This is a genomic window from Bradyrhizobium paxllaeri (assembly GCF_001693515.2).
Lineage (GTDB): Bacteria > Pseudomonadota > Alphaproteobacteria > Rhizobiales > Xanthobacteraceae > Bradyrhizobium > Bradyrhizobium paxllaeri.
The window spans coordinates 4,001,534-4,013,674 of sequence record NZ_CP042968.1 but is presented as its reverse complement, the minus strand read 5'-3'; the positions used below and the strand labels follow the sequence as shown (position 1 = coordinate 4,013,674).

Annotated in this window: 20 protein-coding genes; 9 read left to right on the top strand and 11 right to left on the bottom strand. The window is 63.7% G+C overall.

Translation table 11 applies throughout. The features are described from left to right. Positions 1-153: 153 nt before the first annotated feature. On the bottom strand, positions 154-1,428 hold the full coding sequence (locus tag LMTR21_RS19195; RefSeq protein ID WP_148635982.1) for an IS701 family transposase: 1,275 nt from the start codon (positions 1,426-1,428) through the stop codon (positions 154-156). Positions 1,429-1,549: 121 nt separating this feature from the next. On the opposite strand from LMTR21_RS19195, the gene hisC reads away from it, so the two are divergent. Further along, positions 1,550-2,614, top strand: coding sequence for a histidinol-phosphate transaminase (gene hisC, locus LMTR21_RS19190; protein ID WP_065754951.1), 1,065 nt, complete (start codon positions 1,550-1,552; stop codon positions 2,612-2,614). 26 nt (positions 2,615-2,640) lie between these two features. Here hisC and LMTR21_RS19185 read toward each other — a convergent pair whose 3' ends face one another. Then, the gene (locus tag LMTR21_RS19185) at positions 2,641-3,234 is read right to left on the bottom strand and encodes a septal ring lytic transglycosylase RlpA family protein (protein ID WP_084030828.1); all 594 of its coding nucleotides are present in this window, start codon (positions 3,232-3,234) and stop codon (positions 2,641-2,643) included. 278 nt (positions 3,235-3,512) lie between these two features. On the opposite strand from LMTR21_RS19185, the gene LMTR21_RS19180 reads away from it, so the two are divergent. Further along, on the top strand, positions 3,513-4,421 hold the full coding sequence (locus LMTR21_RS19180) for a ketopantoate reductase family protein (protein ID WP_065754954.1): 909 nt from the start codon (positions 3,513-3,515) through the stop codon (positions 4,419-4,421). 83 nt (positions 4,422-4,504) lie between these two features. Here LMTR21_RS19180 and LMTR21_RS19175 read toward each other — a convergent pair whose 3' ends face one another. From LMTR21_RS19175 to LMTR21_RS19165, 3 genes are all read right to left on the bottom strand, one after another. After that, positions 4,505-4,684, bottom strand: a complete 180-nt coding sequence (locus LMTR21_RS19175) for a hypothetical protein (protein ID WP_057839906.1) — start codon at positions 4,682-4,684, stop codon at positions 4,505-4,507. A 121-nt stretch (positions 4,685-4,805) separates the two neighbouring features. Beyond that, entirely contained in the window at positions 4,806-5,156 is a 351-nt protein-coding gene (locus LMTR21_RS19170) for a hypothetical protein (RefSeq protein ID WP_065754955.1), read from the bottom strand. Positions 5,157-5,326: 170 nt separating this feature from the next. Further along, entirely contained in the window at positions 5,327-5,917 is a 591-nt protein-coding gene (locus tag LMTR21_RS19165) for an NADPH-dependent FMN reductase (protein WP_065754956.1), read from the bottom strand. 180 nt (positions 5,918-6,097) lie between these two features. On the opposite strand from LMTR21_RS19165, the gene LMTR21_RS19160 reads away from it, so the two are divergent. Continuing rightward, a complete protein-coding gene (locus LMTR21_RS19160; protein ID WP_141688485.1) occupies positions 6,098-6,430 on the top strand; it encodes a hypothetical protein in 333 nt (110 codons plus the stop codon). A 61-nt stretch (positions 6,431-6,491) separates the two neighbouring features. Here the strand turns inward: LMTR21_RS19160 and LMTR21_RS19155 are convergent, their stop codons facing one another. After that, complete coding sequence (locus tag LMTR21_RS19155) at positions 6,492-6,857, bottom strand: hypothetical protein (protein ID WP_065754958.1); 366 nt, start codon at positions 6,855-6,857, stop codon at positions 6,492-6,494. Positions 6,858-7,173: 316 nt separating this feature from the next. Between LMTR21_RS19155 and LMTR21_RS19150 the strand changes: the two genes are divergently transcribed. From LMTR21_RS19150 to LMTR21_RS19145, 3 genes are all read left to right on the top strand, one after another. After that, positions 7,174-7,407, top strand: a complete 234-nt coding sequence (locus LMTR21_RS19150; protein WP_065754959.1) for a DUF6894 family protein — start codon at positions 7,174-7,176, stop codon at positions 7,405-7,407. A gap of 9 nt (positions 7,408-7,416) precedes the next feature. Then, on the top strand, positions 7,417-7,560 hold the full coding sequence (locus tag LMTR21_RS40095; RefSeq protein WP_187399377.1) for a hypothetical protein: 144 nt from the start codon (positions 7,417-7,419) through the stop codon (positions 7,558-7,560). Positions 7,561-7,811: 251 nt separating this feature from the next. Next, entirely contained in the window at positions 7,812-8,819 is a 1,008-nt protein-coding gene (locus LMTR21_RS19145) for a hypothetical protein (RefSeq protein WP_141688486.1), read from the top strand. Positions 8,820-8,862: 43 nt separating this feature from the next. Here the strand turns inward: LMTR21_RS19145 and LMTR21_RS19140 are convergent, their stop codons facing one another. After that, on the bottom strand, positions 8,863-9,048 hold the full coding sequence (locus tag LMTR21_RS19140; protein WP_057840049.1) for a hypothetical protein: 186 nt from the start codon (positions 9,046-9,048) through the stop codon (positions 8,863-8,865). A 237-nt stretch (positions 9,049-9,285) separates the two neighbouring features. Between LMTR21_RS19140 and LMTR21_RS19135 the strand changes: the two genes are divergently transcribed. Then, positions 9,286-9,519, top strand: a complete 234-nt coding sequence (locus LMTR21_RS19135) for a DUF6894 family protein (protein ID WP_065754961.1) — start codon at positions 9,286-9,288, stop codon at positions 9,517-9,519. An 11-nt stretch (positions 9,520-9,530) separates the two neighbouring features. Then, positions 9,531-9,680, top strand: a complete 150-nt coding sequence (locus LMTR21_RS40090) for a hypothetical protein (RefSeq protein WP_187399376.1) — start codon at positions 9,531-9,533, stop codon at positions 9,678-9,680. A gap of 95 nt (positions 9,681-9,775) precedes the next feature. Here LMTR21_RS40090 and LMTR21_RS19130 read toward each other — a convergent pair whose 3' ends face one another. From LMTR21_RS19130 to LMTR21_RS19120, 3 genes are all read right to left on the bottom strand, one after another. After that, positions 9,776-10,564, bottom strand: a complete 789-nt coding sequence (locus LMTR21_RS19130) for an SDR family NAD(P)-dependent oxidoreductase (protein WP_065754962.1) — start codon at positions 10,562-10,564, stop codon at positions 9,776-9,778. Positions 10,565-10,695: 131 nt separating this feature from the next. Further along, the gene (locus tag LMTR21_RS19125) at positions 10,696-10,896 is read right to left on the bottom strand and encodes a hypothetical protein (protein WP_065754963.1); all 201 of its coding nucleotides are present in this window, start codon (positions 10,894-10,896) and stop codon (positions 10,696-10,698) included. A 56-nt stretch (positions 10,897-10,952) separates the two neighbouring features. Further along, entirely contained in the window at positions 10,953-11,147 is a 195-nt protein-coding gene (locus LMTR21_RS19120; RefSeq protein ID WP_141688487.1) for a hypothetical protein, read from the bottom strand. Between the two features lie 195 nt (positions 11,148-11,342). Here LMTR21_RS19120 and LMTR21_RS19115 point away from each other — a divergent pair, with 195 nt between their 5' ends. After that, complete coding sequence (locus LMTR21_RS19115) at positions 11,343-11,777, top strand: hypothetical protein (protein ID WP_065754964.1); 435 nt, start codon at positions 11,343-11,345, stop codon at positions 11,775-11,777. Positions 11,778-11,797: 20 nt separating this feature from the next. Here LMTR21_RS19115 and LMTR21_RS19110 read toward each other — a convergent pair whose 3' ends face one another. Further along, positions 11,798-12,037: a hypothetical protein gene (locus LMTR21_RS19110; RefSeq protein WP_141688488.1), complete on the bottom strand. Its 240-nt coding sequence runs from the start codon at positions 12,035-12,037 to the stop codon at positions 11,798-11,800. Positions 12,038-12,141: the final 104 nt, after the last annotated feature.

The following is a 12,141-nucleotide window of genomic DNA, read 5'->3' as shown; positions in this document are numbered from 1 at the left end:
GCGGATTACGCTTCGCTAATCTTACTGCGTCATAGGCGTCCGCGACTTATCGATGCTGCGTGGCCGCCACAGCACGGACATCTCAGCAAGTTTTTTATAAGTGCGCGGGTCAATCGCACGCGCATAGTTGCGATCGAGTTCGGGACATGGCGTTCAGGCCGCGCGGGCGGAGCCTCTGGGTCGATAATTGTCGGGTAACGGAGGGACTTCGACTGGCGCGGTGGAACGAGGTCCTGAGGGGGGAATCATCGCCTGCTCGGCGAGAAGGAAGCCGTAGGCTGCGATGCACAGCGTTGCGTGATGGTGGAAGCCACGCCAGCCGCGCCCTTCGTAGTGGCCGAGCCCGACCTCCTGCTTGAGTTCCTGGTAGTCGCGCTCGATGCGCCAGCGCAGCTTGGCCAGATCGACGAGTTGCGTGAAGCTGACGTCCTCCGGCAGCGTGGAGAGCCAGTATTTGGTCGGCTCTGCCTCGCCCTCCGGCCATTCGATCAACAGCCACTCAGGTGATAGCGTCTCGGGGATCAGCTTGTTGTAGCTGACGCGGACAGGTACACGCGCGAAGCGCGAGGACAATTGCTCGGCCGAGCCTTCGCGCCACGTCACCGTGCGCCACGCCCGCTTCGGTAGACCGAGCGCCACTTTTTGGGCCGAGATCAGTGCGGGCTCGTCACGACGGCCGGTGTTGTTCATCGGCTTGTCCATCCGCCGTGGGGCGCTGCCAGGGGCCCACATCAGGATGGTCGGCACGATGCCGACCACGTAAGGCACGCCAAGTTCCGTCATGCCTGCGCGCAGCCGCGCGTCCCTGCCGTATGCTGCATCCATCAACGCAACGCCGCGTGGCAGGCCGCTTTCGCAGGCCCAGCCGATTTGCTCCAACGCGATCTGTAGCTTGGTCCTGAACTTGAGTTGCTTGGGAACGCCTGCCTTCTTCCGCCGTGCACGATCCTTTGACCAGGCTTCCGGCAAGTACAAGCGATAGGCCACCGGCAGGCTGGCGGCATGATTGGCGATCGACAGCGACACCGCCACCTGGCAGTTGGCCTGCTTGCCGAGCTGACCGCAATATTGGCGGTGCACGCCGACCGAATGCTTGCCCTGCTTAGGGAACGAGGTGTCGTCGATGATCCACGCCTCGATCGGTCCACTCTTCTCGATCGCCGGCAGCACCATCTCGCGTACCTTGGCCAGCACGGTCTCGTCCGACCAATCGGCGTTGGCGACAAAGTGCAGCAGCGACTGGTGCTGTGCCGCTGTCCTCGCCGGAGCCGTCCGCGCTGCCATCGGCTCAACGCTCTTGCGGTCACCGGGCAACATCAGTCCCGTACAATAGTCGCGCAGCGGCCGCGTCCGCTCCGCGTGACCGATCACGCTTCCAAGTCCCGCAATGTAAGACGCGAACCGTGCTTCGCTTTGATCAAGATCCATCCGGCCCTCCCGCGTGCCAAAGATCGAATCCCATCAAATACTTGATTCACGGCCTCAAGGACTGCGACCGCTTGACTCAGTAGTGCTAATCCGCCCTACGCTGGCCGATCTGGAGAAATAAATGAGCCGTTTCTGGAGTAGCTTGATCCACGACCTGAAGCCCTATGTGCCGGGCGAACAGCCCCGCATGGCGGAGCTGGTCAAGCTCAACACCAATGAAAGTCCATTTGGTCCATCGCCACGCGCGTTGGAAGCGATCCGCGGCGAGGCGGCCGATACGTTGCGTCTATACCCGGACCCACAAGCCACAGCGCTGCGGGCCGCCTTGGCCACCTACCACGACGTGCGGCCCGAACAAGTGTTCGTCGGCAATGGCTCGGACGAGGTGCTGGCCCACGCCTTCGCCGCGCTGCTGAAGCATGATGCGCCGTTGCTGTTCCCCGACATCACCTACAGTTTCTATCCCGTTTATTGCCGGCTGTTCGGCATCGCCTATGAGGCCGTGCCGCTCGATCAGGCCATGCACATCCGCGTGGCCGACTATCACCGGCCGGCCGGCGCGCTCATCCTGCCCAATCCGAACGCGCCGACGGGTATTGCGTTGTCACGGGCCGAGATCGTTACCCTGCTGGAGCAACATCCCGACGCGCCCGTTGTCATCGACGAGGCCTATGTCGATTTCGGCGCCGAGACTGCGATCCCGCTGGTCGCTTCCCATCGGAATCTTCTGGTGGTTCAAACCATGTCCAAGTCCCGGGCGCTCGCCGGCTTGCGGGTCGGCTATGCGATCGGCGACGCCGACCTGATCGAAGGGCTCACCCGGGTGAAGGACAGCTTCAACTCCTACCCTCTTGGCCGGCCCGCCCAGGCCGGCGCCATCGCATCGTTGGAGGACGAAGCCTATTTTCAAGCGAGCCGCGCGCGCGTGATCGAAGGTCGGGAGCGGCTGAACCGCGGACTGATCCGGCTGGGTTTCGAGGTGCTGCCGTCGTCGGCCAACTTCGTCTTTGCGCGGCATCCGGCGCACGAGGGTGCGGCGCTGGCTACCGCGCTGCGCCAACGCGCGGTGATCGTCCGCCATTTTTCCGCGCCGCGTATCGCTGACTATCTGCGGATAAGCGTGGGCACGGACGAACAAATCGACCGGCTGTTGTCGGCTCTATCGGATATCCTGGGCGGCCCATAGAGCGGATGCCTGACGGCCCCGCTCGCCTAGTCAGCTACGACGTCAAGTTTGACCTTGGCAACGCCCTTCCCCACCATTCCCAGAGCGTCGGCCGCGGAATAGGAGACGTCGACAACACGGCCCTGAACATAGGGACCGCGGTCATTGACCCGTACCGTCACCGACTTGCCGCTCGCGACGTTTGTCACGCGCAGCTTGGTGCCGAAGGGCAATGTCGGATGGGCGGCGGTCATATCGAGCGTGTTGAACTTTTCGCCGCTCGCTGTCTTCGTTCCCTCGGTGTAGAAGCTGGCAACCCCGTGCGAGGGCGTCTTGGCGCCACCTGAATTCTTGCGCGACGCGAACCGGGAGTGCTTTCTCACGGCGACCACGCGCTTCTTCATCATGGATGATGCCGCTCGATCCTGGTCTACCGACGCGTGCCGGCTGGTGCGAAGATCAGATTTCTGGGTGACCACGGAGGTCTGCATGCAGGCAGCAAGCGATGCCGCTCCCAGCGTGACGGCAAGCAGCCGGACGAATTTCCCTGCGCGCGCGGCCGTGATCAACGGCGCTTCGACTTGAGTACGGCCTGCTCTGACGTCGACGTACGAAGTACCGGTGCAGCCAATGGAAGACATGTTGCAATCCCCCGCTCGTGCCCCAGCCCAAGCCGAAAACCAACACGCGGCAATGGCGGGACTGAATACAGGCGGAAACGTGACCGGAAGCGGCCTCCACAGCGCATTCGGTCTGAGTGTGATGATTGTGTCACAGAATTTGGCGACCCCGTTGTCGCGGATGAGCGCAAGCGATATCGGGGGTGGCGTTAGAGTGGTCCCGGATGTCGCGGAGCCTGTCATCGGGCGCGCATTCGCGCGACCCGTTGGGCTCTCCGGGCTACAATAGGAGAAACATCATGCATGTCGCGGTCATCGGCGCCGGCGCCGTCGGATGCTACTATGGCGGACTGCTGCTGAAAGCCGGACATGACGTAACCTTCATCGGCCGGCAGCCGCATGTCGACGCCATCAATGCGCACGGCCTCCTGCTGGACACCAAGACGTTCAAGGGCCACCTGCCCGCAAGGGCCGCGACCGACACGACCAACCTCGCCCCGCCCGATCTGGTGCTGTTTTGCGTGAAGTCCGCCGACACCGAAGCGGCGGGCCGGTCGCTCGCCGGACGCCTGCAGCCAGAAACATCTGTGCTCAGCCTGCAAAACGGTGTCGATAACGCACAGCGTCTTAGCGCCGTCACCGGTCACGCCGTCATTCCCGTCGTCGTCTATGTCGGCAGCGAGATGGCCGGGCCCGGCCATGTCAGGCATCACGGCGGCGGCGACCTCGCCATCGGCCCCTCTGCCGCGAGCGAAGCGCTGGCACAGATGTTTCAGGCCGCCGGCGTCAACATCACGATCGCCGACGACATCGACACGACACTATGGAGCAAGCTGATCATCAACTGCGCCTTCAACGCGCTGTCCGCCGTGGCTGGCATTTCCTACGGGCCGATGCTGGAAGTCGAAGGCACCCCCGATGTCGTCAGCCGTGCGGTGCAGGAAGCAACCTCCGTCGCCCGCGCCAGCGGCGTCGCAATTCCCGACGACCTCCTCGCGCACATCCTGAACATCCCCACCCTGATGCCGAATCAGATGTCGTCCACGGCGCAGGATCTTGCGCGCGGCAAGCCCAGCGAGATCGACTTTCTCAACGGCCATATAGTGCGCAAGGGCGCCGAGCTCGGCATCTCGACACCGACCAATCAGGCGCTGCAGCTGATGGTAAAGCTCGCCGAGCGAGCTAAGAAAGGGCGCAGGGCGGACTAGCGCAAACGTAATCCGCCATTCTTCGCGGTCAGTATCGGCGGGTTACGCTATCGCTAACCCGCCCCACGCATCGTGGCTTCCGCCTATGCGGTTCGCTTTTCGAGGATCTTGCGGAAATCCGTCGCCAGGCTCGCGTAATAGCCGGCCAGCCCCTCATAAAAGGCCTGCTGCGCCTTGTCCTTGGCCTCCTTGGCCATCGCTTCGCACTTGCCGGCCTTGATCTCCCACTTCTCTACCTTGGTCTGAAGTTCAGCTACTACCATGGTCGTTACTCCCCGCCACACTCACGTCCAGGATGCTAGGCCCACACACGTCGAAAAGATGACGAGCGTGAGGAGATTTCGCAGCGTTGCCGTGAGCGAGCGATGGCGGCGCACCGGCGTCCTATCGCGCCGGCACCGGCGCGGGCGGGCGCATCGATGATCGCGACGCGCCTTTCGGGGCCGGCTTCGCCGCGACGCGCTTCGCGCTGTCGATGGATTCCAGATAGGACGACAGCGCCCAGGCCGAGCTGGAGCCGCTGACATAGTGCTTTTGCAGGAACAGATAGAGCGAAAGGCGGAAGCGCCCCTTGGCGAGGCCCCGCGCGCTGCGATGGCAGGACGCACAGCCTTCGGCAAACAGTTTGGCCGGCGGCTTGCCCTGATCGAGATTCTGCGCACCGGCCGGCGAGCCGAACAGCATCGCCGCGAGCGCAACAACAAACAGACCGCAGCGCGCTTTCGTTGGCGACATCGTTTCTTGATCCGTGCAGGGAGCATAAGCGAGCCGCAGATGGTGGCTCGGTAAAGTCGGAAGATGGCAGGCAGGGCGCAATCTGCTGTCCAGCCGTGGCGAAAAGTGGGTGTGTTTTCGCCAACATTACGCTCCATTCGCGGCACGGAGCGGGTGCTGACGGACATCCCTCAATATGGCGGCTTCTTCCGCTCCCGCTGCGCTCGCGCCGCCTCCATCCACCACGCGAGGTCATCGGCAAAGCGCGGAAACGCATGCGTCAGCGCCTTGCCGCCCTCGCCGGTCGGCTTGCCGTCTTCGGCGAGCGTCTGCGCGATCGGCCCGACCGCGATCGTACTCGAGATCACCACCATGCCCATTTCCGACAACGTGCCGTGCCAGGCGATCGCGGCGCGCGCGCCGGAGAAGCGGCCGGCCGAATAGCTCGCGATCGCCGCCGGCCGCCAGAACCATTCTTCCAGGAAATGGTCGGTGAGGTTTTTCAGTCCGGGCTGCATGCCCCAATTATATTCGCCTGACACGAACACAAAACCGTCGGCATCGCGGATCTTTGCCGCGAGTTCTTCAAGCACCGCGGGCGCCGCGCCTTTCGGATGTTCCTTGTACATGCGGTCCAGCATCGGCAGGCCGATCGCCTTGGCGTCGATCAGTTCGACGTCGTCGCCACGCGCGCGAAATCCCTCGACGACGAATTGCGCAAGACGAATGCCCATGCGGTCGGAACGGTAGGAGCCGTAAAAGACGAGAATGCGGTTGCTCATGGCACTCACCCCTCAGACATTGGATGATGCAGTCGAACCATGCGCGCCCATCCCACGCAAGACCGACAACTTATCCAATGAACCTGAAGGCCGGCCCGAAGCACCTAAGGCCGAGCTTCATTGATCCCTGACAATGCCCGGATGGATCAGCATCTTTCCGGATTTGCCGAAAGAGAGAAGATGTCGACCCCGCCCCCGCTACCGTCCGCCTCCGATTGGGATGTGCCCTCAACCCGCATCACCGCGTTGGCGCTGGCGGCCTGTAACGCGGCGTTCTGGATCTACACCTTCCCCTTCATCTATGCCCACGCCGATCCCAAGGGCACCGGCTTCGACATGCTGCCGGTGATGCCGTTCACCATCATCTTCTTCGCGCTGACCTTCCCAGCAGCCGCCAAGGCGATCGGCGGGCGCGGCCTCGGCGTTGCGCTGGGCCTCGTGCTCGGCGCGACCGCGCTGAACACCATCATCTTCCTGGCGCTATTGTCGTCCTACGCGGCGGCCAGCCGCTGAAGCGTCGGCCAGCCACCAAAAAAGCGGCCTTGCGGCCGCTTTTTTGCAGTTGCGGATCCGGCTACCAATAACCGGGCCCATCATAATAGGCATAGGAATCAACGTACGGCGCGCCGGCGATTGCAGCCGCCGTTCCAATCGCGCCGGCGGCTACGCCGGCCGCAAGCCCGACCGGGCCGGGCCCGTAATATGCGCGAGGTCCATACACGCGGGGGCCGTAATACACGCGAGGTCCGTAGTCGCCATAGTAGTAGCTATTGTCATAGGGACTCGGCGTACGCACACCGTATCCGCCGAGGAGATAGTTGGAATTCGGGTAGTTGAACCCGATCATTCCGGGCTCCTGGGTGGCTTCCTGCGACATTGCCGGTGTTGCAAGCGCCGTCGCCAGGATGGCAGCCGCCCCGAGCAGCTTAAGTTTGGTCATTGGCTCATTCCTCCATTCGCGTATGAAGGACGAACGAGCGAGGCCGGGGTGCTGTTCCGGACACCGATTCACAGCGCTGTGAGTTCTGGGCGCTCGCAAAGAGAAAAGGCCGGCGGGCATTACGCCGCCGGCCTTCTCCTGCAACTGCCGGCTCGGGAGGGTCCGGTTCCGCTGCGATTCCATTGCCTAAAGTTTGACCAATACACCCTTAACAAAATCTTAAGTAGTAACTGTGATCTCCCTCACGGTGTCCCAGAACCTTGTCCGGCTAGCCTGCAACCAACGAGACAGATCGTCTCAAACGCAGGAGGCCGCCATGGCCCAAGTTTATTTCCACTGCTCGAGCTCCCGGGAAGTCCGCATCGACCGCTCCGGCGAAGCGGTCAGCGATCTCGCCGAGGCGCGCGACCGCGCCGCCTGCATGGTCCGCTCGATGATCATGGGCCGCGACGCCGAAGACTGGCGCGACTGGGTCGTGCATGTGAACGACGATTTCGACGACGAGCTCTTCGTTCTGCCCTTCGCCTTCGTGCTCGGCAAACCGCACTGAGAGGCCGCCATGCTGCTCCGCCGCCTCGATACGATCTTGGTGCGCTGGCACAGGCTGGTGGAGCGCGCCTTCGACCCCTATCGCCCCGAGCGCCACTATATGCGCGGCCCCGGCCCGAAATGGCACGCCCGGCATGGTGCCCAGCATATCTGAGACGGGGGCACCCGCCTCTCGATGCCGGCTGAAGTCCGGCAGTGACAAGCGCAGATTGGCCTCGGCTCGCTCGATTCTGTTGCCGGTTCCCGCATCCCCGCACCCCCCGTAGCCCCAACCTCTCCACGAGATTGCCTTGCTTTGGTCAAACCTCGCTGGCCGTGTGGCGGCGTGGGCAGAGGATTTTCACGCTAGCAAGCATGCTCGCCGCCCGGCCGCGGGAGCCATTGGACTCATGCAAGGGACCGCCAATGCAATCCACGCCAATGCTGAAAGAGGCTGATCCGCACGACGTTTTCGCGATCGAGACGGTACTGGCCGCACACGCCCACAAAGCGCCGCCGCTGGCGCACGAACCGGCTCCGGTGCCGCCGCCGGTAGCGCCCCAGGTTCATGTCGCGCCCCCCATATCGGTCGGCACGCCGGCACCGCAGGTCGAACCGACGTTTCGAACCACCGACATGCGCGACATCAAGCTCGAGGATGCCAAATCGGCAGAGATCAAGGTGGACAGCATCCTGCCTGCCGCCGACCGGCCGACGCCCAAATGGGTGAAGCGCGCCGTTATGGCGGTGCTCGGCCTTTCCGCCGCCATGGCTGCTGCAGCCTGGCAGCAATATGGCGATCAAGCCAAGGCGATGGCCGTTGAGTGGGTCCCGCCCTTCGTGCTGGCGGCGTTGCCCTCTACAGCCGAGCCCGCGGCCGCCGAGCAGCCGAGCGAGCCGGTCACGCAGGCCGCCGCAACCGATCAGGCCGCCGCGCCACCGCCGGCACAAGCAGCGCCGGCCGAGGCCCAACCTGCTGCGACCACTGCAGCGGCCGCGCCTTCAGCTGAAACGACCCAGTTGCAATCGATGGCGCAGGATCTCGCCGCGATGGGCCAGCAGGTGGAGGAGCTCAAGGCCACCATTGCGCAACTCAAGGCAAGCCAGGCGCAGATGGCGCGCGACCTTGCCAAGGCGTCCGAGACCAAGGCGTCCGAAGCTAAGTCCGCCGAGACCAGGACCGCCGCCGAGCCGAGCCCGCGGCCCCGGGTGTCGGCGCTGACGCCGCCTCCGGTGCGGCCGGTCACGCCTCCGCCCGCCCCGCGCAGGCCGAAGCCGACCACGTCTTATTCGCCGTCCTATTCACCCGCGCCGGTGGCGGCCGCTCCCGCAGCGCCGCTTCCGCCGGCGCAGGCCGCGGCGCCGCTACCGCCTCAGCAGACGATCGCAGATGATGGCGAGCCGGTGGTCCGCCCGCCGATGCCGCTGCGGTAAATGGTAAGTTCCCCGGATGCGGCGCACGCATCCGGGATCAACGCTAGCTCTGATGCGGCCCCCGCATCATCTTCATCGCGTCTTCAATGTGACGCCACTCCTTGGCTTCCTCGATGTCGCCTTTGCTCTCGCAGGCCTGCGCATTGTGTGCGGCTTGCGCGATCGCGGTGAGGCCATGCTTCTCCATCATCTGACGCGCAATCGTGTGGATCTGCATTTCCGAGATCATGTCGCTCTCCCAGGGTTCCGGCGCGGCGTTTAGCCAACCGCCGCGGCTTTCCGTGAAAACGGTCGAACCGAAACTCTCGTTCCTCCCGGGAGAATGGATAATTTTGAGACAAGTTCAGGCAATGGTTCCACCTGGGGTGGCTTCTCCCCGTAGTATCCCGTCCGCAATCTCCCCGAATATTAAGCCGCTCTTCCGCCTGCTATTTTCAGCGTGAAATTGCAATCGCAGGAGTCGGACATGGCACGAGTCTATTTCCACTGCTCCAATTCCGAGGGTGTGTGCTTCGATCAGCGCGGCGCCGCCGTCGAAGATCTGGCCGAGGTGCGCGCCCATGCCGCCCGCGTCGTGCAGTCGCTGATCATGCTGCAGGACCCGGAAGACTGGCGCGACTGGACACTGCATGTCAGCGACGATCTCGACGACGAAATCTTCGCCCTGCCGTTTTCGTCCCTGCTCGGCAAGCCGCATTGAGAGGTGTCGCCATGCTGGCCATGCAACCACTGTTCCGACGCCTGACCGAGATTGTGACCCGATGGCAGGGTCTGCTCGGCCTTGCCCACAACCGCTACCGCCCCGAGTTGCACTACATGCGCGGCCCCGGCCCGAAATGGCACGCGAAGCATGGGGCGTGACCCGTAGAGGGTCGGCAAAGGCGCTCTTGCGCTGTGCCCACCAACTCGCACTAACGGTGGGCACGCTTCGCTTTGATTTGCCCACCCTGCCACCGCTACAACTCCCCCAATTCCGGCGGCTCGAACCAGTTCGTCAGCGATAGGCCGCCGTCGATCGTGATCGCCGCGCCCGTGACGTAGGCCGATATCCGGTTCGAGAGTACCGCCAGCGCCAGCGGCGCAAGGTCCTTGGCCTCACCAAGCCGGCCAAGCGGAATGTGTCTGGCAAGCGCGGGGTCGGCGACGAAGCCGCCGGCCGCGATCGCGCCCGGCACCAGCGCGTTGACGCGGATGCCAAAGCGGCCGAACGTCTTGGCCAATTCCTTCACCAGCATCGAAAGCCCGGCCTTCGCCGTCGAGTAATGCGGCAGGTTGCGCGGCGTGCCAGCATGCAGCGAGGTCAGCAGCAGGAACGAGCCGGCCTCGTTGTCAGCGATCAATTTTTGCGCCAGTTCGCGGGCAAGATGAAATCCGGCTTCAAGATTCACCGCATGCATCTGCGCCCAGATCTCGGTGGTGACGCCGAGCACATGGTCGCTCTCGCGCCGCGGCGGCGAGGCGCTATGCACGAAATGCGTCACGCGCCCGAGCGCGGCGGCAGATTCCGCCAGCAGCGCCTCGCGTGCGGCGGGATCGGCGAGATCGCCGATCCAGGGCATCGCCAGTTCCGGCCGCGTCGAGGCCTTGATCGCCGCGGTCACGGTGTCCCGGTTCACATCGGCAAACACCGTGCGCACACCCTCTCCCACCAGCGCCTGCGCAATCGCGCGGCCGATGCCGTTACCCGCACCAGTGACGAGCGCGGCCTCGTGCGCGGGATCGAACGCTGCACTCAACAGACTCATGTTCGCGCCTCCCGTCGAAACGAGGCGCATCCTAAGACCGCAGGGCGGATAAGCGAAGCGTCAAATACGATAGCCGCGCAACAACACTTCGCTATTGACTCCACGCATCTGAACTTGATCGAACCGCCGGTTCACGGCAGCGAACGCGCGCGGGTTTTCGTAGCCCCCAGCATCGCCCTGGCCGCGCGCTCCGCCTCCCGAGCGGAGCTGAAATCGCGGCCGTCGAGGCGATCGAAGGCGCGGTCGGAGGAGAAAAACGTAAAACCGCGCTCGTCGCCGGCGACGATGCCGGCGGTGCGGTCGTGAACTTCGATGATGTAGGCTTTGGACATGACTGTTCGTTCGCCGAATATCGGCGCTCCTGTCGAATAAGTGATCACGGGTTTGTTTACGTGCGGATCAGCAACAGGCGCCGGTCGCCGACGAGACGCAGCGGCGGGTCATGCGCTTGCGCATATCGCCCACGACTGGCTTTGGATTCGATCTCATGCGGTGATCCCGATTGACGAAAAGCAGCACCAAATATCCGGCCGGTCGCCGGATTGGTCAATGAAATGGCTATCCAATCTTTCTCGCCCGACACCAGCGCCCTTCTCCGCAGCACTCGTAAAACGGACGAAACCATTTTCGGCCTTTGCAAGTTGTTTTGACTGCCGATCCGCGCGAGAGCGCACGCTGTGGCATGCCGTCTCAATTTGGCGCATGCCTGCACCGTCAGGTTGCTTCCGCGCGTTGTGAAATCGGCCTAACCTGTCCCGACAGCGGCGGGAGGCCAATCATGCAGAGCCGCGTCCGAAAAATTGCCCACGTTCTGGAACGCCTTGGGCTTGCGATGGCAGGCGCGGCGAGCGGATTGTTTGTGGCCGCACTGGTCGGAACGAGCCATTCCGCACTCACCAACCAGGCCTTCCTGCTCCTGATGATGATCGGCGGCGCCATCGGCTTTTACCTCGGCATCGATACGCCGCCCCTGCCCTCCAACGCCTTTAACAAGCCGCTCATCGATGGCGCCTGGGTCGGCAAGATCGACGGGCCGGAACTCCTCAGCGCCGTCGGCACCTTCCTCGCGGCGTTCTCGGCGTTTGCTTGCGTCGGCGTCATCGTGCTGCGCCAGGATCCGCATGTGGGATGGATAGGGATGATCATGGCTGGATGGATCGTCGGCGTCACCATGCAGATCGTCGCCGGCGCGATCGCCCGCCTCCGCCGCTGATCAGGCAGGCCGTCCGACCTTCAGCTCTCTTCTTCCAGCGTCAGCACCAAACCGGTCAGCACTGAGCCGATGCCGAACATCAGGGCGTAGGTCGTGACCAGCATCACCGTGGTCTGGACCGGTGCGGCGCTCTTGGCAACGAGGTCTCTGACGTGGAAGGCGTCGATGAGGCTGAGCAACAGGACCATCGACAGTCCAAGCGCCACTCCCATCAGGAAATGGGTAAGCAGCGCGTTGAAGAGTGACTTTTCCGGACGCATGGGCCGTGCCTTCGGCATGATGCCGGGCCAACGCGCAGCTGCAGAAACTGGTTCCTGCGCGCGAGAACAGAATTCATTCTGCGCTGTGCGCGTCCGCTCCCGCG